The organism is Xenorhabdus yunnanensis (assembly GCF_028598805.1).
Lineage (GTDB): Bacteria > Pseudomonadota > Gammaproteobacteria > Enterobacterales > Enterobacteriaceae > Xenorhabdus > Xenorhabdus yunnanensis.
The window spans coordinates 54,655-80,938 of sequence record NZ_JAQRFI010000002.1; the positions used below are offsets into that span (position 1 = coordinate 54,655).

Annotated in this window: 19 protein-coding genes, 3 tRNA genes and 1 pseudogene; 13 read left to right on the top strand and 10 right to left on the bottom strand. The window is 41.9% G+C overall.

Translation table 11 applies throughout. From position 1 onward, the window contains the following. Positions 1-90 precede the first annotated feature (90 nt). The 4 genes from rarD to PSI23_RS01110 form a co-directional block, all read right to left on the bottom strand. Positions 91-1,005 carry an EamA family transporter RarD gene (gene rarD, locus PSI23_RS01095; RefSeq protein ID WP_273553331.1) on the bottom strand — a complete coding sequence of 305 codons (915 nt, stop codon included), beginning with the start codon at positions 1,003-1,005 and terminating at the stop codon, positions 91-93. A gap of 190 nt (positions 1,006-1,195) precedes the next feature. Beyond that, complete coding sequence (locus tag PSI23_RS01100) at positions 1,196-1,501, bottom strand: hypothetical protein (protein WP_273553332.1); 306 nt, start codon at positions 1,499-1,501, stop codon at positions 1,196-1,198. A 15-nt stretch (positions 1,502-1,516) separates the two neighbouring features. After that, the gene (locus PSI23_RS01105; RefSeq protein ID WP_273553333.1) at positions 1,517-1,738 is read right to left on the bottom strand and encodes a hypothetical protein; all 222 of its coding nucleotides are present in this window, start codon (positions 1,736-1,738) and stop codon (positions 1,517-1,519) included. Between the two features lie 67 nt (positions 1,739-1,805). Beyond that, the gene (locus PSI23_RS01110; protein ID WP_273553334.1) at positions 1,806-2,459 is read right to left on the bottom strand and encodes a hypothetical protein; all 654 of its coding nucleotides are present in this window, start codon (positions 2,457-2,459) and stop codon (positions 1,806-1,808) included. Positions 2,460-2,810: 351 nt separating this feature from the next. Between PSI23_RS01110 and PSI23_RS01115 the strand changes: the two are divergent. Further along, positions 2,811-2,973, top strand: a pseudogene (locus tag PSI23_RS01115) (DUF4277 domain-containing protein); the annotation flags it as partial. A gap of 142 nt (positions 2,974-3,115) precedes the next feature. Here the strand turns inward: PSI23_RS01115 and PSI23_RS01120 are convergent. Then, the gene (locus tag PSI23_RS01120) at positions 3,116-3,601 is read right to left on the bottom strand and encodes a thioesterase family protein (protein WP_273553335.1); all 486 of its coding nucleotides are present in this window, start codon (positions 3,599-3,601) and stop codon (positions 3,116-3,118) included. 221 nt (positions 3,602-3,822) lie between these two features. Here PSI23_RS01120 and pldA point away from each other — a divergent pair, with 221 nt between their 5' ends. The 6 genes from pldA (at position 3,823) to PSI23_RS01150 (ending at position 10,010) form a co-directional block, all read left to right on the top strand. Beyond that, on the top strand, positions 3,823-4,683 hold the full coding sequence (pldA, locus tag PSI23_RS01125) for a phospholipase A (protein ID WP_273553336.1): 861 nt from the start codon (positions 3,823-3,825) through the stop codon (positions 4,681-4,683). Positions 4,684-4,850: 167 nt separating this feature from the next. Further along, complete coding sequence (recQ, locus tag PSI23_RS01130; RefSeq protein WP_273553337.1) at positions 4,851-6,677, top strand: ATP-dependent DNA helicase RecQ; 1,827 nt, start codon at positions 4,851-4,853, stop codon at positions 6,675-6,677. A 27-nt stretch (positions 6,678-6,704) separates the two neighbouring features. Beyond that, entirely contained in the window at positions 6,705-7,703 is a 999-nt protein-coding gene (pldB, locus tag PSI23_RS01135) for a lysophospholipase L2 (protein ID WP_273553338.1), read from the top strand. Positions 7,704-7,724: 21 nt separating this feature from the next. Next, complete coding sequence (yigL, locus tag PSI23_RS01140) at positions 7,725-8,549, top strand: sugar/pyridoxal phosphate phosphatase YigL (protein WP_273553339.1); 825 nt, start codon at positions 7,725-7,727, stop codon at positions 8,547-8,549. A 464-nt stretch (positions 8,550-9,013) separates the two neighbouring features. Further along, entirely contained in the window at positions 9,014-9,367 is a 354-nt protein-coding gene (locus tag PSI23_RS01145; protein ID WP_273553340.1) for a DUF805 domain-containing protein, read from the top strand. Positions 9,368-9,578: 211 nt separating this feature from the next. Further along, positions 9,579-10,010, top strand: a complete 432-nt coding sequence (locus PSI23_RS01150) for a carboxymuconolactone decarboxylase family protein (RefSeq protein ID WP_273553341.1) — start codon at positions 9,579-9,581, stop codon at positions 10,008-10,010. A gap of 32 nt (positions 10,011-10,042) precedes the next feature. Here the strand turns inward: PSI23_RS01150 and mscM are convergent, their stop codons facing one another. The 3 genes from mscM to rsgA form a co-directional block, all read right to left on the bottom strand. Then, positions 10,043-13,396, bottom strand: coding sequence for a miniconductance mechanosensitive channel MscM (gene mscM / locus PSI23_RS01155; protein ID WP_273553342.1), 3,354 nt, complete (start codon positions 13,394-13,396; stop codon positions 10,043-10,045). 25 nt (positions 13,397-13,421) lie between these two features. Beyond that, entirely contained in the window at positions 13,422-14,342 is a 921-nt protein-coding gene (asd, locus tag PSI23_RS01160) for an archaetidylserine decarboxylase (protein WP_273553343.1), read from the bottom strand. A gap of 94 nt (positions 14,343-14,436) precedes the next feature. After that, a complete protein-coding gene (gene rsgA, locus PSI23_RS01165; protein WP_273553344.1) occupies positions 14,437-15,495 on the bottom strand; it encodes a small ribosomal subunit biogenesis GTPase RsgA in 1,059 nt (352 codons plus the stop codon). Between the two features lie 111 nt (positions 15,496-15,606). Here rsgA and orn point away from each other — a divergent pair, with 111 nt between their 5' ends. The 4 genes from orn to PSI23_RS01185 all read left to right on the top strand — a co-directional run bounded on the left by orn (position 15,607) and on the right by PSI23_RS01185 (position 18,400). Next, entirely contained in the window at positions 15,607-16,152 is a 546-nt protein-coding gene (gene orn, locus PSI23_RS01170; protein ID WP_273553345.1) for an oligoribonuclease, read from the top strand. Between the two features lie 228 nt (positions 16,153-16,380). Continuing rightward, positions 16,381-16,456, top strand: a tRNA-Gly gene (locus PSI23_RS01175). Between the two features lie 53 nt (positions 16,457-16,509). Then, positions 16,510-16,585, top strand: a tRNA-Gly gene (locus PSI23_RS01180). Positions 16,586-16,963: 378 nt separating this feature from the next. Continuing rightward, entirely contained in the window at positions 16,964-18,400 is a 1,437-nt protein-coding gene (locus tag PSI23_RS01185) for an NAD(P)/FAD-dependent oxidoreductase (RefSeq protein ID WP_273553346.1), read from the top strand. Positions 18,401-18,603: 203 nt separating this feature from the next. Here the strand turns inward: PSI23_RS01185 and PSI23_RS01190 are convergent, their stop codons facing one another. Continuing rightward, positions 18,604-21,984 carry an indolepyruvate ferredoxin oxidoreductase family protein gene (locus tag PSI23_RS01190; protein ID WP_273553347.1) on the bottom strand — a complete coding sequence of 1,127 codons (3,381 nt, stop codon included), beginning with the start codon at positions 21,982-21,984 and terminating at the stop codon, positions 18,604-18,606. A 372-nt stretch (positions 21,985-22,356) separates the two neighbouring features. Between PSI23_RS01190 and PSI23_RS01195 the strand changes: the two genes are divergently transcribed. Next, positions 22,357-22,432, top strand: a tRNA-Gly gene (locus PSI23_RS01195). A gap of 464 nt (positions 22,433-22,896) precedes the next feature. After that, positions 22,897-24,330 carry a 4-hydroxyphenylacetate 3-hydroxylase family protein gene (locus PSI23_RS01200; protein ID WP_273553348.1) on the top strand — a complete coding sequence of 478 codons (1,434 nt, stop codon included), beginning with the start codon at positions 22,897-22,899 and terminating at the stop codon, positions 24,328-24,330. Between the two features lie 722 nt (positions 24,331-25,052). On the opposite strand, the gene queG is transcribed toward PSI23_RS01200, so the two are convergent. Next, positions 25,053-26,210 carry a tRNA epoxyqueuosine(34) reductase QueG gene (queG, locus tag PSI23_RS01205; protein ID WP_273553349.1) on the bottom strand — a complete coding sequence of 386 codons (1,158 nt, stop codon included), beginning with the start codon at positions 26,208-26,210 and terminating at the stop codon, positions 25,053-25,055. Positions 26,211-26,284: the final 74 nt, after the last annotated feature.

The following is a 26,284-nucleotide window of genomic DNA, read 5'->3' on the forward strand; positions in this document are numbered from 1 at the left end:
AGTTATCAATAAAACCACGCACGACTTAACGGAAAAACTGACCCGATTTATTAATAATGTTTTGGGTCAGTTCAAACATATGATAGCGACTTATCTCGTTTCAGGGTGTTTAGCTGCTTTACGTAAGCGGCGCTGAGTATAAAGCGCATCCAGCGTAAACAGAATCAATGCAGCCCAGATAAAGCCAAAAGTGATCAAACGATCAGAGCCTATTTCCTCGCCATAAACCAGTGTTGCCAGCAAGAACATCAATGTTGGGCCAAGGTATTGGAAAAAGCCCAGTGTGGACAATCGCAAATGCGCGGCTGCTGCGGTAAAGAGCAACAGTGGCACAGTTGTAATAATACCGGCAGCAATCAGCATAAGGTTCAAAGGGTACGTATTATCCAGCATATTGCTTGTCGGGCTATGGGTGAAGAACAGCAGGTAAGTCAGAGCGACAGGGAACACCCAGACTGTCTCAATCAACATACCTGTTTGTGCATCCACTCCCAGTTTTTTGCGGATCAACCCATAGACAGCAAATGTCGTTGCTAAATATAAACCAACCACCGGTACAGAGCCAAATTGCCATAGTTGGATCAGTACGCCAGTAAAGGCCAATCCTACTGCAATCCACTGCATGCGACGGAAGCGCTCACCAAGAAAAACCATGCCAAACAGCACACTCACCAGAGGGTTAATAAAATACCCCAGACTTGCTTCAAGCAGATGGTTATTATTCACCGCCCAAATATAAGTCAGCCAGTTACTGGTAATCGTGAAGGCAGTGATGCCTAACAGCAGTAGGATTTTAGGTTGACGGGCGACAGTCCAAACCTGACGCCAGTGACGAGTCACTATCAGCATCAGTACCATAAAGAAAGCTGACCATATAACGCGGTGTGACACGATTTCATCGGGTGGCACATATTGTATGGCCTTGAAGTAGATGGGAGCCAATCCCCAAATAAGATAAGCTCCCAAGGCATACAGGATACCTTGGGTCGTATTTTGGTTAGTCATAATATCCTTGGATGTTTAGAGAGTGTTCAGAAAAAATCAGAGGAGCTTGTTAATAAGATGATAGCTCATAAACCTATACAATGTGTCATTGGGATGAATGATTTACAAGTAGTTAATAGCATGAATCATAAATTAAATTTTTTTTACTCATCTAAATGGCACCTTACGCTAAATATAATGAAATAACTTTTCAGCTTTCCTGAAGAGCTTTTTGAGACAAAAAACTTATCCTATCCGGTGGGATCGGCCCTAGAAGTTGAATTTCATGGTTAAAATTGGCAACTGTGGAAATAAAATGACGATTCTTGGTTTTTAAGCCCCCACCCGGAAGAGTACGTTCCTCATCCGAAAAACTGGATTCTACATGAGGATGTCTGGTGGCAAGTTGTATCAGAAAACCTTCGTTCTTTTCATTTCCATGAACGTGGACAGCAGGTATGCCTAACGCATTAATTTTATACAGATAACCTATGTTAGATGATCTGTACTTTGACAAGCAATTATTAGTCTCTTAGAAATAAAAATCAGCGCCCTCTTCATCTGATGCAACAAAAACAGTTCTATGACCAAAAATATTATTAAAGTACAGCCTTCCTGAACCTTGGAATCCAACCTTCTGTATTACATCGGGAGGCCTGCTATCCCAACGGTATGCTACTTTGATATCTTCAACATAATGTATGGGTTCACTTACATAGGGAGTTTTATGAGTTTTCTTTTTGAAGGATCGCATTGTATTCATCTCCTTTAATTTTAATCATGTTATTGGTGAGGTAATAGATAAATATATTTTATTATATCTATCTAAATCCCATTAACGTCTTAAATGGTGATTCCAGTTTATCTGGGCAATCTAATCTCCTTATTTTAATTGCTTTACCATTATTTCTTAACTCATTACATAATTGAGCTATATCTTTAGGTGTCCAATATAGATTTTTGGCATAACCTATTCTTTTAACTATATTTAATAAACGTTCTACTCCACCTGCTTTTAATATTTTAGCAACCATTGTTGAACAATTTTTATTAATGGAATTATAGCTGTGGCTTATACGCCAAGTGCCATGCATTTTCCCATTATAGATTTCGCGCTTTTGGTATTGCATTTTTTCAACATTTAAGCCAATCAGGCGATATTCCAAATGAGGGGTATCTACAAAATCAGCTCGAAGACTATTAAGGACTCCTGCACAGGATAAAGTTCCTCGCGGTCTAGCAGGTTCTGCAAGGAAACTAACATAGTTATCATCTGTTCCTGTCGAACATCGTGGATTATTTGAAGGGCATGGATTATCTGAACTGAAATCGGTCGAAGGATATTGTGGTACTCCACCTATATAAATAGAAGCATGTCCAAAAGGGAAACTCCGGCAGGGATACCAGATATAGACAACGGCAGAGACAGGTTTACCTGTGAGGATCTCTTTTTCTGCTTTGGTTTTTGGGTTCATAACCTGTTCTCATGTTGATTAATTAATATTAAAAACAATATATTGTGAGATTTTTCGGGTTATTGGTTTTTGACAATGGGTTAAGATAGGTTCAGCTTAGCTGCTATTGGAAGTTTGTTTATTATAATTGGGCATCATATACCCAAAGTGGAGAGCTGTTAATAGGTGTTGTGAATGTTTTTGTGATTGGTTTATTTATGCTGGCTTATATCGATAATTCCGTCATTCCGCACTTCATTTCTGATTTAGAAATAGTGTGATATTACGCATATTTTATGTATTTGTTGTCCCGATGGAATTGATGGTGATCGCTCGTTTTGATCTATTACTTTTATTTGCCGGTAAATCAATATGCCCGCGCCAGAACCTGCCATTAAACGTCTTGATCACCTTGGCCTTATCGCGGCTTCCTGTCATGAAGTCAGATTACCCCGACTGATTGATGCCATTATCCCAAAATATTCAGTACATACCCGTCTCTCATGGTGATGCCTTCCTCGCGATGATCCTTAATGTTGATTCAAACGCCATTTATAATGCTTTCTTTGTCAACTCAAGTTCGGAGAGAAAGACATCGCCCAGCCAATGGGCCGCCGAGCAAATTTTTGGGTATTGGTATTTGGTGGATATTAATGTTTTGGAATTATTAAAAAACATCAACCAACCAAATAAGTTCCTACTGCACTGGCAATATGCACTTGTTTCTCATTATGTAATTCAATTCTGGCGACAGAGACTTTATTGCCAGCGCGAATAATGTTACAACTGGCGGTAAATATTTCACCACGTCCGGGTCTCAGGTAATCCACACGCAAATCAATAGTACCCAATGTCGTAAGACGTTTTTGGATCTCTGAGATTGTGAGCGTTTCAATTACTGTCAGTGCATTGCCTGCACAAACCAGCCCTCCTGCAACATCTAATATGGAAGCGATCGCACCACCGTGCAGAATTTTATGCATCATATTACCGACTAATTTTTCCTGATAGCGAAATTGCAATTCTACGTAGTCTTGTTCGAAGCGGAGCAGTTCGAGACCTAATAGCTGGTTGAATGGCATGTGGTAAACAAACACTTCACCAATAAATTTACGGGCTTCTTCTGGAGTTAAGGTTGTGTCTGTTTGCTGTATATTTTCCATGGTGGATTTCCTGATAATGAAAAGTAAAACCGACTGATATTAAATGGATCTTTATAGTTAATAACTTGTTAAGTTTATGCTTTCGTTATCGACTTTGCCAGTCTGTGAAGCACTTCGAAAAACAATTCATAGAAAAAAACAGACTACAAAAAATAACCATATAGTGTGTAGAATAAGTAGTGATTTTTTAGTTTGAAATTACCACAATAGGAAAACCAGAAATGCGCTTGTTATGGAATATACTGGTTATTATCGGTTTATTATCGCCATTGGCTCATGCAGCAGACAATCAGGTTGGTGAAGTGAGAGGGAGCGTGCTCTCGATGATGTTGGGCGAGCAAGAGTCTACGTTAATGCTCTATCCCTATGATACGAATTACATTATTTATACTTACGGGAGCCATATTAATAAATCGGCGATTCATAGCTATAATTGGGCAGATCACGCCCGCAAAGATGAAGTCATTTTTCAGATAAGTTTTGGCTTTCCATTATGGCGGGGAATTGCTGGAGAGAACTCGTTGCTTGGCGCTTCTTATACACAGCGTTCATGGTGGCAGCTCAGTAATAAACCGGAATCGTCTCCGTTTCGTGAAACGAATTATGAACCACAACTCTTTCTGGCATGGCTAACTGACTATGAATTTGCTGGTTGGCACTTAAGGGAAATTGAGGCCGGATTTAATCATCAATCAAACGGGCAACCAGAAGCGACTTCCCGTAGCTGGAATCGGCTTTACTCGCGTTTCATGGCACAGAATGGCAATTGGCAGGTGGATTTGAAATCGTGGTATCGGCTGCCTGAAAGCTCCCGTCGTGACGATAACTTGGACATGAACCGCTATATGGGATATTACCGACTGAAAGTGGGCTATACCTGGGGAGATAGTGTATTTACCGCTCAAGGGCGCTATAACTGGAACCGTGGTTATGGTAGTGGAGAGCTGGGTTGGAGTTATCCAATATCAAAACATGTTCGTGTTTATACCCAGTTTTTCAGCGGTTATGGCGAATCGATGATTGACTACAATTTCAAGCAGACCCGTTTTGGTATCGGTGTCATGCTGAACGATATGCTGTAACTGCTTTTTATACTGTAACTGCTTTTTATACTGTAACTACTCTTTATACTGTCACTACTCTTACAGTGAGATCGCATAATATACAGGCGATTGGATCGCAGCTGTATTTTTTATAGCCTGATTTTTAGGCTTTTTCAGGGATTAGCTTCTAACGATCGAGGAAAGGCGTGTCTACCGCAGAACTCATCAGCACGGCATCGCTGGCTGAACAAGCATTACGAAAAACATTCGGATACCAGCAATTTCGTCCGGGACAGCAGCAGGTTATCGACGCCGTTCTTGACGGGCGAGATTGTCTGGTAATTATGCCAACGGGAGGCGGTAAATCGCTGTGTTACCAGATTCCCGCATTGGTTAAAAATGGGCTGACTCTGGTTGTGTCTCCATTAATCTCATTGATGAAAGATCAGGTTGATCAGCTACGTGCGAATGGAGTTGAAGCGGAATGTCTGAACTCAACCCAGAGCCGTGAACAGCAATTTGATATCATCCAACGTTGCCGTCAAGGGATCATCAAGCTGCTCTATATTGCCCCTGAACGGTTGGTAACGGATAACTTTCTTGATCAACTTCACCATTGGCAACCTGCTTTACTGGCTGTTGATGAAGCCCATTGTATTTCTCAATGGGGACATGATTTTCGTCCAGAATATCGAGCGTTAGGGCAACTTCACCGCCATTTTCCCGATCTTCCTGTGATTGCACTAACGGCGACGGCAGATAAAACCACCCGCCAGGATATTGTACGTTTATTAGAGTTGCATGAGCCGATTATCCATATCAGCAGCTTTGATCGTCCCAACATTCGCTACACGTTAGTGGAGAAATACAAACCGCTTGATCAGCTTTGGTTATTTGTCCGTAGTCAGCAGGGAAAAAGCGGAATTATTTACTGTAATAGTCGCACTAAAGTGGAAGAGACTGCGGAGCGTTTGCAAAAGCGGGGGTTAAGTGTTGCACCTTATCATGCAGGGCTGGAAAACAACCAACGTGCATGGGTACAGGATGCTTTTCAGCGAGATGATTTGCAGGTTGTTGTGGCAACCGTAGCATTTGGGATGGGGATTAACAAACCTAATGTGCGCTTTGTTGTGCACTTTGATATACCCCGCAATATTGAATCTTATTATCAAGAAACTGGTCGGGCCGGGCGAGATAGCTTACCAGCAGAAGCAGTATTATTTTACGATCCTGCGGATATGGCGTGGCTGCGTCGCTGCTTGGAAGAAAAAGCCGCTGGTGAACAACAGGACATTGAACGACATAAACTCAATGCCATGGGTGCATTTGCAGAGGCACAGACTTGCCGGCGTTTAGTATTGCTGAATTATTTCGGGGAAAGCCGCCAAACAGCTTGTGGCAATTGTGATATTTGCCTTGATCCCCCCAAGCGCTACGATGGTCTGGTGGAGGCACAGAAAGCGCTATCCTGCATCTATCGCGTTGGACAACGTTTTGGGATTGGCTATATTGTAGAAGTGCTACGCGGCGCAAATAATCAACGCATTAGAGATTTTGGGCACGATAAATTACCTGTTTATGGCATTGGTAAAGAGCAAGGTCAGGAACATTGGATGAGTGTCTTGCGTCAGCTCATTCACTTGGGGTTGATTAGTCAAAACATCGCCAACTATTCTGCGCTGCAACTGACTGAGGCTGCACGGCCTGTATTGCGTGGCGAAGTGCCTCTACAACTTGCCGTACCACGCATCCAGAACTTGAAAAGCCGTAATCAGCAAAACAAATCATACAGTGGGAACTATGATCGCAAATTATTTGCCAAATTACGCAAATTACGTAAATCCATTGCTGATGAAAACAACATTCCACCCTTTGTCGTTTTCAATGACGTCACGTTAATTGAGATGGCAGAACAGTGTCCAATAACACCAGAGGAACTTTTGTTGATTAATGGTGTTGGGCAGCGGAAATTGGAACGTTTTGGAGATGCATTTATGACGTTGATCAGTGAGCATTTTGAAGGATTTGAGTAACTAAAGGATAATAACAGAGGATGATGAATGGTGCCTGAGATATTGAAAGCAAGCTGGTTAAACCGTGAACCTCAGTTCTCTGCCTTTACAAATGGACTATTACTGGATTTTTGGCTAACGAGGGAAGAAAGGAAATTTATAGGGGTTGATGATGTTCCCATCCATTATGTCTCCTTTTGTTCCCCCCACCACGATAAAACACTCGTGATTTTGCCCGGCCGAAGTGAAAGCTATGTGAAATATCCTGAAGTGGCTTACGATTTTTATCACTTGGGTTACGATATTTTCATTATTGACCATCGCGGGCAAGGCCGTTCTGGGAGAATGTTGGATGATCGACAAAAAGGTCATGTCGAAGAATTCGATCATTATGTGGATGACTTAGCTAAATTTATTGATCTTGAAGTGGCTCCCCGTCAGTCTCATCGCTGTTATGCACTGGCCCATTCGATGGGCGGTGCGATTTTGAGTCGTTTTCTGATGCGTTACCAAGAGCCGATTTTTCGTGCTGTGGCGCTATGTGCACCGATGTTTGGCATTTATTTACCGATGCCTCGTTGGTTGGCCAATATTCTGGTTAATCAGGCGGAACCTTATTTCAAAAAGCGTACCGCTTATGCTCTATCTACGGGGCAATGGCAACCATTGCCTTATTTTATCAATTTATTAACGCACAGCTATGCGCGTTACCAGCGTTATTTGCGTTACTGTGCTGATTATCCTGAATTGCGCCTTGGAGGGCCGACTTATCATTGGATGCGTGAAAGTATGCTGATGGGGGATAATCTGATTGAAAATGCGGGTAAAATTCAGAACCCACTCATGGTTTTGCAAGCGAGTGAAGATAAAATAGTGAGTAATCGGGAGCTATTGGCTTTTTGTGAGTCACGCCAAAAAGCAGAAACAGGAAAAGAAGAACAAAATCCTCTAATTATCCAAGGGGCTCATCACGAAATCCTGTTCGAAGAAGATGCATTGCGGGCGCAGGCTCTCAATGCAATTTGTGATTTTTTTGACCAGAACTGATCTAGTTTAGGAACCATAATCATGTACCATGTTATTGCTTCAGATTTAGATGGCACTTTGTTGTCTCCCGACCATAAATTAACTCCGTATACCAAGGAAACGCTGAACTTGCTGACGGAGCAAGGAATTCATTTTATTTTCGCAACAGGTCGCCATCATGTTGATGTGGGGCAGATCCGTGATGGATTGGGCATTGATGCTTATATGATCACATCTAACGGTGCAAGAGTTCACAATATTCAGGATGAATTAGTATTCAGCCATAACTTAGATCCTGAGATTGCCCATGATTTATGTTTATTGGAGTTTAATAATCCCAATATCCTGACAAATTACTTCAATAACGATGATTGGTTAATGAATAGGGAATCTCCTGAACAGGAAGAATTTTTTCAGGAGTCAATTTTCCATTACCAGCTTTTTCAACGCGATAATTTTCTCACTGATGGCGTGTGCAAGGTTTATTACACCAGTGAAGATCATGATTATTTGGTGGATTTGGAAGAGAGAATTAAAGCGCGTTGGGGGGCAAGGGTCAATGTTAGCTTTTCACTGAGAAATTGCTTGGAAGTGATGGCTGGTGGTGTTTCTAAAGGTCATGCGTTGGAGCAGGTTTGTCAATCGATTGGATACCAATTGAATGACTGCATTGCTTTTGGCGATGGTATGAATGATCGGGAAATGTTGAGTGTGGCAGGTAAAGGCTGCATTATGCAGGGAGCACACCAGCGCTTGAAAGACATTCTACCTGATATGGAAGTTATTGGTTCCAATGCTGATGATTCTGTTTCTTGTTATTTGCGGAAAATGTATCAAATTGGAAGCTATTTGAAGCTAATAGTCTGAATAATTGTTTGAAAACAGCATCCGGTGTGATGCTGTTTTTTTATACATTGATAGGTGTTATCCCAGTCACATAATAGTTAGTTATTTTTCGAGGATTCCACTTCATGCAGGATAAAATAGATATTTTCATATTTATACTAATAGTTTTTCATAAATAACATAATTAATTACTTTTATGAAAATAAATCGTAATCTAACCTAGATTTATAATAGAATAATTGGTTTTATTTTCCTGATCGATTTATACGTAACTTTGATATGTGTTAAAGATATTTATGTTGTTTTTATTTTTAATTTTGCATTTGTAAGTGTTTTTTAATTCATTATCTAATAATGGCATAAATAAGGAAATATTAACCAACTAATAATAGATCATGGACTTTAAAAGGTAAGTAAGTGTAAGATTCGTCATCCTTTATAGTTTGCTCTCTTTTTACATAAATTAACTTCAATCAAGTGATATTATGAATTGGTATTTTAGTGTTTTTAAAAATTATGCTGAATTTTCAGGGCGTGCTCGTCGTAAAGAATATTGGATGTTTTCTTTATTCCACATAATTATAGTTGTAGCCTTAGCAGTATTGGGTTCAGCAATTAGTGAAACTGCCAGTGTGTTATTGCTTGGTGTGTATATTCTTGTTACTTTTATTCCAATCTTTGCAGTAACAGTACGCCGTTTACATGATACTAACCATTCTGGTTGGTGGTTATTAATATCTCTGATTCCATTTGTCAGTATTATTTTATTTATATTTTACTGCACAAGAGGAACAACTGGCGATAATGATTATGGTACAGATCCAAAAAAAATGTCTTAATGTACCAAGGTATAATATAAATTAGAAATTTAGTTTTCCATGTAATATAAACGCCACTTATTCCTTTAGTGGCGTTTTTTGATCTTTATTAATTTATTTCATTGATTTCTTTTTGAGAAAATAATTTTTTTAGAAAAAATAATTATGTCCTTTGCATAAATAATTTATCTGGAATATAGTTCTTGCGATTTTAAGATAAGGGATATTATTTATGAATGATTTACGTCTTGCTTACTACAATTTATCTCCAGAACTATTGCAGGGGTTCCGTGCGGTAAAAGAAGGGTTGGAAAAAAGCTCGCTAGATTTACCGTTGATTGAACTGATTTATTTGCGAGTATCTCAAATCAATGGGTGTTCGTTCTGTTTAAATAAACATTCTCAAGCTTTGCGGGAACACCAAGAAACAGAACGTCGATTAGCTGAATTAGCCGGATGGCGAGTAAGCGGTCAGTTTAGTCCCCGTGAAAAGGCAGCGTTAGAATGGGCGGAAGCTCTTACTCATATTGTGACAACACACGCAGACGATTATGCTTATTTTCCCTTGAAAGATTATTTCACGGATCAGGAAATTTCTGATTTGACCTTTGCTATTGCGCTTATGAATGGAATGAATCGGCTTGCAATCGGAATGCGTCACTGAAAAGGTATGCGTCTGGTCATGTTGGTGTAAGATTACAGTTCTCCCGGTTTACGTGGGGGATTACGACCTGTGGAATTAGTTGTAGCACTGCGAATTTCTTGCCCAAAAATATCAACACGAGCCTGAAACGGTGGGAATGGTAAAGTGATATTGTGTTTGCGGAATTCCTGCAAAATGTGTTGATGTACTTCATGACGGGCAGGCATACGATGCCCCATCTCTGCGGCGTAGGCACGCAGTTCATAAATTTGAATGCCTTGTTGTAAATCCACTAAATATACTTCCGGCATTGGGTTATCAAGAATTAATGGTGAGCTTTTGGCTGCGGTCGTTAATATGTCGGTGGCACGGATAGAGTCAATATCAGCCGGCACTGGGATCGTCAGGACGATACGAGTAATCGTGTCAGACAGTGACCAGTTGATGAATTGCTCTGTAATAAATGCCCTATTGGGAACGATAATCTCTTTCCTATCCCAGTCAGACAGCGTTGTTGCCCGCGTATTGATTTTTGTGATGCTGCCTGTCAGATTACGGATAGTCACGGTATCACCAATGCGGATCGGTTTTTCAAATAAGATGATCAGTCCGGAAATGATATTGGCGAAAATTTCCTGCAAGCCAAAACCAAGCCCAACCCCCATTGCAGCAACCAGCCATTGTAGCTTCGACCACTCAATCCCCACCAGAGAGAAACCAACCAAACCACCAATGAGCGTAATGCTGTATTTGGTCAGTGTCGTAATGGCATAACCTGTTCCTGGTGTCAGCACCAGATGTTGTAATAGAGCAAGCTCCAACAGGGCTGGCAAATTACGGACAAGTTGCGTAGTAATGACAATAACTAAAATTGCAATTAACACTGAGCCTACAGTTATTGGTTGAATGCTATTAACACCGTTGATGGTTGTACTGACGTTCCAGAGCCGAATATTTTCAAGGAAAGAGAAGGCCGAATGTAACTCAGACCACAATAGGATCAGAGAAACTAGCGCAACCATTGCCAGAATTGAACGCACCAATCCTAATGATTTAGCGCTGATGGCATCCAAATCAATGACTGGTTCCTCAACTTCGATTGAACCCTCTACACTACTATTAATGTTGGTTGAATCTTCTTCACTTTTAGCACGCTGGGCCAATATCTCCGCACGGCGTTGTTTTGCCCGTTCAAAAGCGATTTTGCGGCGCTGGATCAGCATCCACCGACGGACAATATGGTAAATGACCAGCAAGAAGAACCAGATGGCGACAGAAGTTTCCAGACGCACCAATAGTGCTTGCGAGGTTCGCAGATAACCAAGGATCGAAGCAAGTGCTGCCAGGATTGGAGCAAAGAGCAGAATCCACCATAGAACAGAACTAACGATATTTTCGCCTGAACCATGTTTGTCCATATAGAGTGGAACGCCGGCACGCTTTAAGCTGTTGGTGACTAAACTCAGTGCAATACACAGCATGACAAAACACAGCCTGCCGAGAGTTGGGATAAATTTTGAATCGTCGTAATAATTAAAGGCGATCACTGCCATCATAAGAGGCACGATCAGGAAAATGGAAAGACGATAGAAACGCATAGCCCGCTTTATACGTTCTTCCGGCCAGCGAAAATGTGCGATAAATAAACCATTGGGATGGGCAAATGCTGCGCTGAGCATAAAGACCCACAAAATCGGAGTTGTTGCACTTATACCGTCGCCTATTGCTACAGCTATCGGGTATTGCCACGCATTTTGCAGGCCGTAGCCAATGGCTGACCAGAGCATGGGTAGCGGTGATGCCGCGACGATAGACCAAAAAACTGTTTGCACCGTCAGAGAAAAATGATCTTGTGTTACTTTGCCAATGCGATTGCTGGAACGCTCAAGAAAAGCATGATATTGGCGGTGTGAGCTAATACTGAAACAGACCAGTAGCAAAGTGCCTAGCAAATAAAGCAGAGTATTCTGCGTGGTCAACATGTTGAGGATTGCGTAACCTAACTGTGAGAACGTATCCAGAGACAGTAGGCGTGTCAGATCTTGTACTACCAGTAGCGGATAATTCAGCGATATGGGATCGACATTTACGACCCAGAACAGATAGCGGTGGGTAACATCATTTACTTCTTTTAAAGCATCATTTAATTGGCTGGTGTTTACCTTGAGGTTTGTCAGTTCCAGTATTTTATTGTCATATACTGAGAGTAGAGAAGTTAATAGCTTTTCCTGCTTGAGTATAGATGAGCTATAGGCTTCCTTTTGTTTTGGCGTCAGTGAATTATATGAAGGTAATGTCTGCCAGGAAAATAATTGTGAGGATTGTATGTCTTCCCGCATGTCTTCATATTTCAGTCTGCTGAGACGCAATTCGGCAATCACTTTGTCAATTTGCTGGATTTTTTGCATTTTGGGGATAGAAGCGATTTGAGCTCTCAAAGCTTCGCTAAGTGCAGCGGAAGAGCTTAGCCATTGTGCCTGTTCACGGATTGTGTTGAGTATTTTGTGAAGTTTCAGAATAGAATTGGCTATATGACGTTGTTGTGAGCGAATGTCATCCAAGCTCTTCCTTTGCTGCTCAGTTCTTTGTAACAATTGGCGGTTTTCCAGGATTCCATTCTGCAAGAATTCTGGAATGTTTTCTCCGCTCTGTTCTGCCAGCATTTCTGTATGCTCTAAGTCAAATTCCGTTTTCTTCTGATGTTGAATATTTAACTGATCGCGCAATTGCTGGAGTTTAGTCTCCAGTCGTTGAGAGCGTTTTTTGAATAAATCGGCGCGCATGTGCACAATTTTCTGACGATTATTGACAGAAAGTTGAGCTATCCTCAGCTCATTGATTATAGCGTTATGGGCCTCGACTTCTGCTTGAGCCAGTTTCAGCTGCGCAATGGCCAGTGGCGTGGAAGGTGAGCTCAGAGACTGAAGCCGGGAAGCCGCTTCAGCCTGCAAACGCTTTGCCTCAGTTTGTTGTTCAGGCAATTGATTTATGAAATCACTGATTTTTTGGGCTTCGTCCAGTTCTTGCTGTAATTGGAGTTCTTGCTGCTGTAATTCGTTATTTGTCTGGGTGATTTGCTGATCTAACTGGCTGATAGTCTGATTGGTTGGGATGGATATGTTGGTATTGCTTTCAGCAAGAATTTCCTGACGTAATTTTTTGGTGATATTAGGAAATTCATTAATCGTTTTTTGATAGTTTTGAGCCTTCACATTGGAAATGTTGGTCTTGCTAACCCAATTTATAGCCCCTCGAATTGTTTGAGCGATTTCAGAATCTTCTGGTTTTTTGCTGTCTTCAACTTTTTTCAACTCTTGCTTCAGTTGGTTTTCGTCCAACGGCATTACAGAGGCAAAAGCCGAATTCGCAATTAAAAGACTGAACAGTAAACTGATAATCAGGCGCACAATAAGGGGCTCCATGGATCTAAAATTAGCTGACGATATCTTTATTCATTGATTCATCAATATTCACTGAGGGTTCTTCCGATGTGATGGCTTGCGCCATCATGGTTCCCATGAGGGTTTGTGAACCGCTGTATAAGTTGTTGGCAAAACTAATCTGATTAGCAGCAAACAGATTGATAACGGTTGAACCCAGCTTGAAACGCCCCATTTCCTCTCCTTTTTTGAGGGAAACCACACCTTCCTGGCCCTCTGTTGGGTAGGTCCAGCGTTTGATGATCCCTTCACGCGGAGGTGTAACACAACCGCTCCAGACGGTTTCAATACTGCCCACAATAGTAGCACCAACCAGAATTTGTACCATTGGCCCGAATGCCGTCTCAAATAAACAGATAACACGTTCATTACGTGCAAACAGGTTTGGTACATTGGCTGCTGTCAATGGATTAACTGAAAACAGATCGCCGGGAACATAAATCATCTCTTTAAGAACGCCATCACATGGCATGTGAACACGATGATAATCCTTTGGCGATAAGTAAGTCGTGATAAATTGACCATTGCGGAACTGTTCGGCCAGTTGATACTGTCCTGCCAGTAGTGCTTCTATCGTGTAATAGTGGCCTTTGGCCTGAATAATCTGATCTTCGCGGATCGCCCCAAGCTGGCTTACTGTGCCGTCTGCTGGCAGAGCCAATTGGTGGGCTTCATTGACAATAGGGCGAATACCCTCTTTAAGGGGACGGACAAAAAACTCATTGAATGTTGAATAAGCGGTGAATGAAGGATCTTTGGCTTCATTCATATCCACTTTATAGGCTTTGGCGAAAGCTTTGATTACAAGTTGTGTCAGCCAGCCAGCCTTTTTATTGGCAAACCAACCTGCTAGGTTGGTAATGCATTGTTTTGGAAGTAAATATTGTAGCCTGATTTTAAAATTATCCAGCACGTGAACCTCTTGGATTTTTTCTTGGCAAATTGGACAAAAGGCGACTATTGTACCTGCCATTATTTTGAATGTCAGGGTATCGTTAATTATTGTCTTATTTTTGACCGTCTGTGAAATTTCTGCGTGGTTTAACCTGTGCCATGCTTTCCAGAATCCGGTGATAATGTTCGAAACGTTCTTCAGCAATGATACCCTGTTCCAACGCTTCTCTTAAGGCACATCCGGGATCATCCTGATGTTTGCAATCACGGAATTTACATCCTCCCAGATATTCACGGAATTCGACAAAGCCTTGTGTAACTTGTTCTGGCGTTAGATGCCACAACCCAAACTCACGGACACCTGGAGAGTCGATCACATCTCCCCCCAGTGGGAAATGGTAAAGGCGTGCGGTGGTGGTAGTATGCTGACCGAGACCGGAGTTATCTGAGACATTATTGACCAGAATAACTTTTTCATTGTCAGGGAGCAGTGTATTGAGCAAGCTGGATTTCCCGACCCCGGATTGCCCCGCAAAGACACTGATTTTGTCAGCCAGCAGAGAGGTAAGCTCAGGGATACCTTCACCAGTATAGCTGGAAACTTCCAGTACGCGGTAGCCGATATGGCGGTAGATATTCATGACATCATTGACCCATTCACGGCTTTCGGCATCCAACAGATCGATTTTATTGAGTACGATCAAAGGCTCGATATTGAGTGTTTCACATGCGACTAAATAGCGATCGATAATATTCAATGAGAGTTCAGGCAAAATAGCGGAAACAATCACGATCTGGTCGATATTTGATGCAATTGGTTTGATGCCATCATAGTAGTCGGGACGTGTAAGTACGGAAGTGCGTTCATGAACCGCTTCTACGATACCATTAACTTTGACATCAGACTGGAGTTGCAGCGCAGGGCGCCATACAACGCGATCCCCTGTGACCAATGAGCGTATTGTCCTGCGGATATTGCAACGCTGTATGGAAGAATCTGCTGCTTCAATATCGGCATGTTGCCCGAATCGGCTGATCACCAGCCCTTCCTGTGGCTCACCAAACTGGCTATCATCCATTTCTGGTTTATTAGTATCAACTTTATGCAACTTGCGTTGATGATTGGCTTGCACACGGCGTTGTTGCCCTTTGGAAAGTTTACTTTTAGCCACCGAACCTCACTTATTTTCACTTATCTTGCTGATTATCGCTGTGAGTGATCAAAAACGTTATGATACATCACGGATACAGACTACCTCTTTTGAAGGAAATTAGGATATATCATGTCAAAAAGCGAGAACAATCTTATCTGGATAGATTTAGAGATGACTGGATTAGATCCCGAGCGCGATCGCATAATCGAAATTGCGACCATTGTTACCGATTCGGAATTGAATATCCTTGCAGAAGGGCCTGTCATTGCGGTTCATCAGTCGGATGAGCAATTGGCATTAATGGATGATTGGAATGTACGGACGCATACCGCCAGTGGGTTGGTGGAACGTGTAAAGCAGAGCCAATTTGATGATGCGCAAGCTGAAAGAGCAACTATTGCTTTTCTGGAACAATGGATTCCGGCTGGAAAATCACCAATTTGTGGTAATAGTGTAGGGCAGGATCGTCGTTTCCTATTCCGTTATATGCCTGAATTGGAAAAATATTTTCATTACCGTTATTTGGATGTCAGTACGCTTAAAGAATTGGCTCGTCGTTGGAAGCCAGAGATGTTGTCGGGGTTCAGCAAGAAAAATACTCATCAGGCATTGGATGATATTCGAGAATCCATTGCTGAATTAGTGTATTACCGTGAACACTTTATTCAAAAATAGACATATCCAGCAATAAGCAATAGCTATTAGTACATAGTTTGTACGTAAGTTTGTATATAAAACGTTCTCTGAGTTGATGGTTAAACGGATTATTTGCCGATTTAATCATCAATCAGAGAAAAAACGCAATTTTTTACGTTTTGGGGACTTGCCAGAAGAATAATTCCTCGTATAATGCGCTCCCCGTACCGGTGAAGAATTTCAACAGTACAAACACACCAAATATATGCGGGAATAGCTCAGTTGGTAGAGCACAACCTTGCCAAGGTTGGGGTCGCGAGTTCGAGTCTCGTTTCCCGCTCCAAATTCAAAGTTATTTAGGTGTGAAAAAATTGGCTGAAAGAAGCCATGATAAATGCGGGAATAGCTCAGTTGGTAGAGCACAACCTTGCCAAGGTTGGGGTCGCGAGTTCGAGTCTCGTTTCCCGCTCCAAATTCAGGACGGTAGATTTTATCAAAGTCTGCAAGTCATACAGAAAAGCGCCTTTCGGCGATTTTTTTGTTTTCAAAATATCTCACCAAGGTCAACTGCCACATGAATACTCGGTGGTACATCATTAATTAATATATGAATAAATTTATATCTGTCCTATAAGCGTCATATTGATGTTGACCTATATTAAAATCCTTTGGTAGATTAAATCATTCGATATAATCACTCTAAGAAACAAATCTGTCGTGCTCTCCCTAAAGTGAAAATAAGCTCATAACGGAAGCGCTCTCCATAACCTAACAGTCTGCAAAACATCTCTAATCTGTTTCTAAGAGTTTCTTAGGGATATTTATCTATCAATGTGAAGAGGTAGAGCCAATGAACTATGATGTCATTGTTGTAGGGTCTGGCGCTATTGCAGGTTCGATTGCGTATGAACTTGCTAGTCGCCAATTGAAAGTATGCAGGTTGGGACGTCTTGATCGTAGTAATGCTGCGTCAAAAGCCGCAGGGGCAATGAATGGTTGTTTTGGTGAAGTGACCAACGGGCTTGTCGCGAGCGATTATGGAAAATTGAAACTCAAAATGGATCGTATTGCGAAGGATCGCTGGTCAATATGGGCGCAGCGTTTGGGCGCGTCTTCAGGGGATACCCGCCCTCTGTTTACCGCAAAAGGCACTCATGTCATTCTTAATACCGCAGGAATGGCTGCCGTTGATAGTATTAATTATGATGCTATAGAGAGTACTCTTCGTGAGTATAATGAACCTTATGAGGTTGTTGATCCGCAATCGATTAAGGGAATGAAAGCTAATGATTTGATGCGTTCGCTAAAAGGACTTTATATTTCAGAAGAACATGCCCTTAATTCCCATATATTGCTTGAAATGTTGGATGCAGCATTTTTTAGGGAAGGGGGAGAGATCGTCGATAACAATGTTAAACGCGTTCTCACAGAAAATGGAGCCATAACGGGTGTTGAAACTGTCGATGGAGTGCGCTTTACTGCAAATAAAGTGGTTATTGCGGCAGGAGTGCAGTCTCTCGATATATTATCAGACCAGCTTTCTATCGTGCAGAAAATTCCTCCACTCTTTGCCGGCTATGGAGTTTCTGTTTTACTCAAAGTTAAAAATCCCGATGAATTACCAACATCAGTGATTCGTACACCTAATCGTGCATTTGCTTGCGGGCTACATTGTGTTCCGCGTGGTGATGGTGTTCTTTACGTCGGCGCGACCAATCTTTTATCCAATCAACCTCGTGCATATGCAACAGTTGCTACTATACAGTTCCTTGTGGAATGCGCTTACAATCAGATAAACGTTGATTTGTTTGAATCAGAGGTTCTTGCAATTCAGGTTGGCAATAGGCCCATCTCCGCTGATGGTTTTCCATTGATTGGGGAGTGTGGCACAGATGGGTTGTGGCTTGTGACTGGCACATATCGGGATGGCCTACACCAATCCCCGCTTTTGGCGGATTATGCTGCGAATGCACTCATGGGGCTACCTAATTTGGAGATTGACTTAGGGGATTTTACACCTATTCGTCGACCCTTAATCGGACTTGACCGAGATATGACCATTTTGGAGGCGGCACAGCAAACGGTAGCGATGGGTTATGAATGTCTCTGGAATATTAGACCGGGGTGGAATGAATTAATCCATGAATGTTTACTCAATAAGTATCGTGCGCAAGTTGAATCTATTGATGCTGTCTATACGCCTCCCCCTGATTTAGTTGCATTTTCTTGTCATGACGAGCAGATAACAAAGCGGTTACGTGATTACTATAGTAGTTGGAAAAAATGAGTAATTGGAAAAAATGAGTCGTTGGAAGGAATGAGTAGTTGGAAGGAATGAAAATTGCTGGAAATGATGGATTATGAAGAAAAGCAGAATAGGTACAAAGATTATCGCTTGATGTTTGGGATAACAAATTTGTATATAGATAGGTGTTCGAAAAGGTCCGAAAAGTGTTGGACATTATTATTAATAATGTCCAACACGTATTATCACATCACTTTTTGCAATTCTTTCAACAATGTTTCCTTACGTTCCATCATGTTTTTTATCGCTTTTTGTTTCACATGACCAAATCCACGTACTTGATTGGGAAGTTCTGCAATTTGCTGACAGGTTACCAAATTATAGCGATCTATCTTTTCGATCAAAACATCAATTAATCGCTCATATTCAAGCAGCAAATTTCTTTCCTGCTTACGCTCTTCCTGATAGCCAAAAATATCGAAAGCAGTACCACGCAGTGGCTTACATGCAGCAAGGAAACGCAATACAGGAATGATCCATGAGCCATATTCCCTTTTTCCTCGTTGGCCTGTGCGGGGATCTTTGCGATTAAAGAGCGGAAGGCTGAGGTGAAAGCGGATGTTATCCGTATTATCAAATTGCGAGCGGAGCTTATCGAAAAAATCGGTTTTGACGTAGAGTCGGGCGACTTCATACTCATCTTTATATGCCATCAATTTGAATAAATTTTCAGCAACGGATTTAGTAATTTCTTCTGCATCGATCTGCTGGGCCACCATCTGGATTTGGGCAACACGACTGAGATAATGCATTGCATATCTTTCATTTTGATAATCCACTAGAAATTGATACCGATGCATAATGAGGTCGTCCAGACTTTTTATATTTTCTGACGAAGTCATATTGAGGTTTTTTTGTAGAATATCTGGTTGTACTGCTGCGATTCGGCCTATACAGAAAGCCCGTCGGGCATTATCTGCGGAGGAGCCTAGTTCTTGAATGACATTATCAATGGAAGATAATGTGATTGGAATTTTGCCGAGCTGCCAGGCATAACCAATTAATATGATATTTGTTTGGTCCCTGTCACCAACCAGCTGGGCAGCCATCATTTCTGCATCAATGGAGCGTAATGTCTGTGTGTGTTGACTTAGGGTATCTAGCATTTTGCGATGATCCAAATCCAGCATAGGAGCGCGAAGCATAGTTCCGATTTGGGTTTCATGGGTGTTCAATATGCATTTTGTTGATCCCCTCGACATCACTTCCAGAGAGTTTTGCCCTGTTGCTGCCACTAAATCAGCGGCGATGATCAAATTGGCACGTCCGCGATCGATCCTGACTTGGTGCAGTTTGTCCTGATCATGGCATAACCGAACATGAGCTATGGCTTCCCCTCCCTTTTGAGCAAAACCAGTAAAATTCAGCAAACTGACGAAGCAATTATCTAATTGTGCCGAATTTGCAAGTAGATGCCCTGCGGTGATGATTCCTGTACCGCCAATACCGACTAACAGTATTTCATAAGGTGTTTCGGCAGAAGCCAGCGTTGGTAGTGGTAATTTGTGGATAATTTTGTCTAACTCAGTATACGGGATGATTTTGCTGAGATCTGCCCGTGGATTGGCATTCTCAACAGTGATAAAGCTGGGGCAAAATCCTTTCAGGCAAGAGAGATCAGAGTTGCAAATATGTTGGTCTATCTTACGTTTAGTGCCTAAAAGCGTTTTAACCGGAATGACGGCGAGGCAATTCGATTGTATTTGACAGTCTCCACATCCCTCACAAACCAATTCATTGATGACGGCATGGCTTGTCACTTTTGGCATCAAGCCCCGCTTTCTTTTACGGCGTAGTTCCGTGGCACAGATTTGATCGTAGATGATGATGGTTACGCCAACGATATCTCGAAGACGTTTTTGCACATCTTCGAGATAATCCCGTTCATAGAGTTCCACATTGGCAGGAAGGCTATTTTTACCTTTGTATTTATCAAGGTCATCCGTCACGATAACCACTTCTTTCACACCTTCTGCCAGCATCAAAGAAACAATTTGCGATATGGTTATATTTCCATCCAGCGGCTGCCCACCTGTCATTGCCACTGCATCATTGAATAGCAATTTGTAAGTAATATGGCTCCCAGCGGCGACTGATTGGCGAATAGCTAAGTGACCAGAATGGAAATAGGTGCCATCTCCCAGATTTTGAAAGACATGGGAGCGATTCACAAACGGAGCATGTCCTATCCAGTCGATACCTTCTCCCCCCATTGGCAAGAGGCCGCTTCCGGTGTTGCGATCCATCCACGCTGCCATGACATGGCATCCTATGCCAATCTGGGCTTGACTACCTTCCGGTAAGCGCGTTGAAGTGCTATGAGGGCATCCAGCGCAGAAATAAGGTGTGCGTTTTGGCAAAGAGGTATCGTGCTGAATGGGATTTATGGACCATTCCGGAGGCACAGAAAGAAATAGATTGAATTGCTGTAACCATCCTGAAAGTGGAACGGCAACCCGTGAGGGGCGTAACTCAACGTCAGTGGGCAACAATTTCTCACCAAGATGGTTATGCTTACCTATCAGGTTGGTATTTTTTTGTAATTTAACCAATTGATGTGCCAGCAGCATTTCAACGATGGCTATTTTTTCTTCAATGACAAAAATATTACTGACTTGAGTGGCGAGTTCGCAGAGAAGCGGCGATAAAGGATAAACCAAACGGACATGGAGAAGGGCAACGCCTTGCTGGGCCAGTTCTGAAGGCGTTAAGCCTCCGGCACGCAGGGCTTCCATAACATCCTTGTGGGCTTTGCCAACAGTAACCAATAAAGCGTGTGGATGCTCGCAAGGGGCGAGTAGGTAATCAATGGGGTTAAGTTTAGCGAAATTTTCAACGGCTTTCAGTTTATAGGCCAAACGCTTTTCAATTTGTGGGCCGGGAAGATCAGGCCAGCGCCAATGCAGCCCATCAGGGCCAGGATCAACCTGCGGAATTTTATAATCAGGAAATGGCTTACTTTCTATGACAGCACCGCTTTCCACAATTTCACTGATTGCCTTAAAACCAAACCATGCGCCACTTACACGTGATGCCGCCCAGCCCCATAAGCCGACATCACGATAATCAGCAATTGATGCAGGATGTAAGATGGGCATAGTCCACGCCATCATTGCGAGATCAGATTGATGGGACATGGAAGAAGAGACACAACCATGATCGTCTCCGGCGATAACAAGCACACCTCCGTGCGGAGAGGAACCGTAGGCATTGCCATGTTTGAGCGCATCACCAGAACGATCTACGCCAGGCCCTTTGCCGTACCACATCCCAAAAACACCGTTAACCTGCCTGTCAGGATCTGTTTCGACTTTTTGTGTTCCTATCAATGCATTGGCGGCAAGATCTTCATTGACAGCAGGCTGAAAACGAATATTGGCTTGGATAAGTTCTTTGCTGTGTTGCCATAATGTTTGATCTAAACGGGCTAAAGGTGAACCACGATAGCCCGAAACAAACCCTGCTGTGTTGAGATTGTGGATTTCATCTAGCTCAGCTTGAGCGAGTAGAAGGTCAACCAGCGCTTCAGTGCCCGTGACAAATTTAGATTGATAATATCGAGCCATAATTTTTGACCCTCTCTCAGGAGAATAATCATCTAAGTAACAACCAAAATCGATGCTAATCTATTTCTACAAAATACTTACGACAACCATAAATCTTATTAGATGTTGGTTATTTGTTTATTTAATGTTAATTCCTGGCTGTTGGGTATTCAAGATAACTACTGGGGTTATGGTATGGATTTTTTGTATCAAACTCGGACGAATATCTTTTGAGCGTTTAGCGCGGGGGTGGGTGCAAAGGGGTTGCCATCTTATCTGAACATGTTCATAATGGCGCCCATTCCTGATATGCAGGTTTTTCGATTTATATCGTTAACCGAACTCAAAATCAGCATTCAGGCATCTCAGGTTAATCATGTTAACCATCATAACGCGGGAATAGCTCAGTTGGTAGAGCACAACCTTGCCAAGGTTGGGGTCGCGAGTTCGAGTCTCGTTTCCCGCTCCAATTCTCTTCATTCTGTTTTTCTATATTATTTATTTCCTATATTTTAAATCTATGGAATTTTAATAAACCTCGCTTAAAACCATAACTTCTGGTGATTAAACTAATCTATCTGTTATTCATGATCACTATGATGCCGGAATTTGATATCGCTTTTCTGACTAATCCACATGAATATATCCCAGTGTATTGAAAAGTAAGTTCTTTTTTGTTGGCACTGGGAAGGTAATGTATCTCCATGATCATCATTGGAAACCCGCGGTATTAGGATAATCACTGTAGGTATCGGTAGCATTAACTAATAGATCTTCATTTTCAGTAATATTCTGATGATATGTATATGCATTGTTGTTATATCTGCCTTAAATGGCGACAATTATCTTTGTCTATTAATCGCCGGTGCTGATTAAAAAACTTCTTTTCTTGGCCTTTCAAAAATAGTCGTTAAGGATAGGAGTGTAGAAAAGATGATAAGAACCGGAGAAAGATATCTTGATGATCTGCGTGATGGACGAATCATTTTTATTAATGGGGAGAAGATCACAAATCATGTGGATCATCCTGCGTTCAGAAATGCTATTAGGTCGGTTGCGAAATTGTATGATTATAAAGTTAAGCATACCGACAGTATGACTTTTAAGACAGGGACAGGTGAGCCGATTGCTCTGTACTGGCAATTGCCGTCTACACCGGAAAAATTAATTGCTCGTGGTCATGCTGCTTATGAATGGGCGAAGCAGACGGTTGGTTGGCTTGGAAGAAGCCCCGATTATGCCGCAGCGGCTCTTACAGGAATGATAACGCATATTGAATTGTTTGAATCTTATTCACAAGAACGAGCTAATGCTTTGCGGAATTATTTTTCCTATGTGAGTGAGAACGATCTTTATTTGACTTATGCGTTGGTTAATCCACAAGGTGACCGCTCAAAAACACCTGGTGAACACACTAAAAATATTTATCACACTCTCGGTGTGGTGGAAAAGAATGCTAAGGGGATTGTTGTCAGAGGAGCAAAAATGCTGGCAACGGGAGCAGCTCTGGCAGATGAAGTTTTGGTTGGTACATATTTTCCCTTTAAAAAGGGAGTGGATGAGCGATATGCCCTCTCTTTTGCTATGCCGCTTAATACGCAAGGTATCAAAATCATTTCAAGGAAATCTTACGAATTAGACGCAAATCCCAAGGATTATCCACTATCGTCCCGGTTTGATGAAAATGATTCAATGCTCTATTTTGATGATGTGCTGGTGCCTTGGGAAAGGGTATTTGTCTTCGAAGACATTGAGATGTGCCTCAAGCAAATAGACTCAACTGCTGCAGAAACTATGATGGATATCCAAAGTTTGGCCCGTTATGCTGTCAAATTACATTTTTTAGCCGGTTTGGCTCAAACTATGGCTGAAACAAACGGTGTTGCCCAGATCCCCGCAGTGAAGGAATCACTTGCACAGTTAGCCTGTTATGCAATGAATATTGAGGGATTATTAAATAGCGTACTCCATTGCCCAAAAGTTTATAACGGGTTTTATCTGCCGGATAAAACTCTGCTTTGTACGTATCGGGTTATCTCGCAGTCAATATATCCCAATATATTGGAAACGATAAGGAAATTGGCTGGTGGCGGTATTTTGATGTTGCCATCAGGCGAGGTAGATTTAGAAAATAATGAGATTTTAGAAATAATTGAGAAAACACAGTATTCGTCAATTGTTTCCCCTGTCGAAAGGGTCAGGTTGATGAGATTGGTGTGGGATGCGGTTGGGTCAGAGTGTGCTTCAAGGCATCATCAATATGAATTGTTTTATGTGGGTGCTCCTTATCAGACGTTGGGGAGTCTTTACAAACAATATGATTGGGAAGCATCAAAGGCATTGGTTGAGCAAATAAGAATGCTTTAATCTGGCTTTTTATCGACTAAATCTACTGACCTTGGTTATAGGGTTATGGGGTATTGTCGGTGGGAATAATTGGTAAGGAGTAGTTGGTAATAAGTAGGGAGTAGTTAGTAATAACAGTTAGTAATAACAGTTAGTCATAAATAGTGCCAGCGTGGAGATGTTGGCACTTATGCAAGCAATATTTTATATTTCAACGGGCTTATATTCACATAATCACCTTAATCTCACCCAAAATTTAACCCCCTATTAAAAATACAATTTCACTCAAAAATAAATTGTCAATAAAGCGCTTGCTATCCTGCTTCAACAGGCCCATAATGCCGCCTCATTTTTGAAGAGGCAGAGGAAAATTTCTCCATTAGCGTCTAGAATGGATGAGTGGACTATTACTTCGTTGCTGATTTCTGATGTTTTCTACTAGAATTTAATTCTTGTTTTTTATCCACAGAATTTAACATTATCGCTCTATTGAGCCACCTGATGATGCTCGGCTTATTACACAGAGTTATCCACAGGAGACTATTTCGTATTTGGCTTCCCTAATTTATCTATTAAAATAATAGTTAAAACTTAACTTATTGATTAATTGAAATAATTAATCTGATTTTAAAATATTGTCATCAATATTCATTTTCTATTTTTTAGTTGGTTAGAAAAGTATTTCTATTTTATTCACAAGGAGATAAAGGATTTTTTTGACAATAAATTAAGCTGATTGATTATTAAGCATCTCGAGGTAATCCTTTGGTTATTGCTCGTATCAACCGTTTTTGTTGTGAGGTTTGAACTTCAATTGTATTAGCATTTCGGCGAGCCATTTGTTGAGCTATAGCCCAGTGGATATGTTCATCCAAAACTTCGCTTAAACCAATTCTTTTTTCCAGTACCAACACGATATCAGCTTGATACGGCGCGTTGCCCAAAGCGACGGAAACGTTGCGTAGCCAGCGTAAATATCCAATACGGCGAATTGCCGAGCCTTCTGTGATACGCAGGAACTTTTCCTCACTCCAATTGAATAGATCTAGTAGCTCAGGAGTATGCAGTGCTGCTCGTGGGCTGAAGTCGGCTTCATCCGTTAATTGAGAAAAACGGTTCCAGGGGCAAATAAGCTGGCAATCATCACAGCCATAAATCCGGTTGCCCATCAGTGGACGAAATTCTTCCGGAATAGCTCCTTCCAATTCAATGGTCAGATAAGAAATGCAACGTCGGGCATCGATAGTGTAAGGCTCGACAATAGCACCCGTTGGGCAAGTTGTCATACAGGCTACACAGCGCCCACATTGCTCATTTTGTGGAGCATCAATGGGTAGGGGAAGGTTAATCAGCAATTCGCCCAGAAAAAACCAAGAGCCTGATTCACGGTTCAATATAAGTGAGTGTTTACCAACCCATCCAAGTCCTGCTTTTTCTGCGAGTGGGCGTTCCATAATAGGGGCGGAATCGACAAAAGGACGAAAATTCAGAGTTCCCTGATATTCATGAGTGTCACAATATTCTTGAATCTTGTCACCCAGTTTTTTGAGACGTTGACGCAGCAGTTTATGGTAATCTCTGCCCAGCGAATAGCGGCTAACATAACCCATTTGCGGATTGTTAAGTGTACTGGCAAACGCGGCCTTAGCGGGCAGATAATTCATGCGTATACTGATAACCCGCAAAGTTCCCGGCAGAAGTTCATGAGGGCGTGCACGCATCATGCCGTGACGAGCCATCCAGTCCATTTCGCCATGATATTGCTTATCAAGCCATTCCTGTAGTCTCGGCTCTTCTGCCGATAAATCGGTGTCACAGATGCCGACTTGCTGGAAGCCAAGGGAAAGGCCCCATTGCTTGATATTTGTTGCTAGAAGATTCAGATCGAGGGGGGTTGTCATGGAATATCAAATTACTGCTGAAAGAGGGCATTTAGCTTAACACAGTGGGGATTGAATACAAAAAATGGGGTATG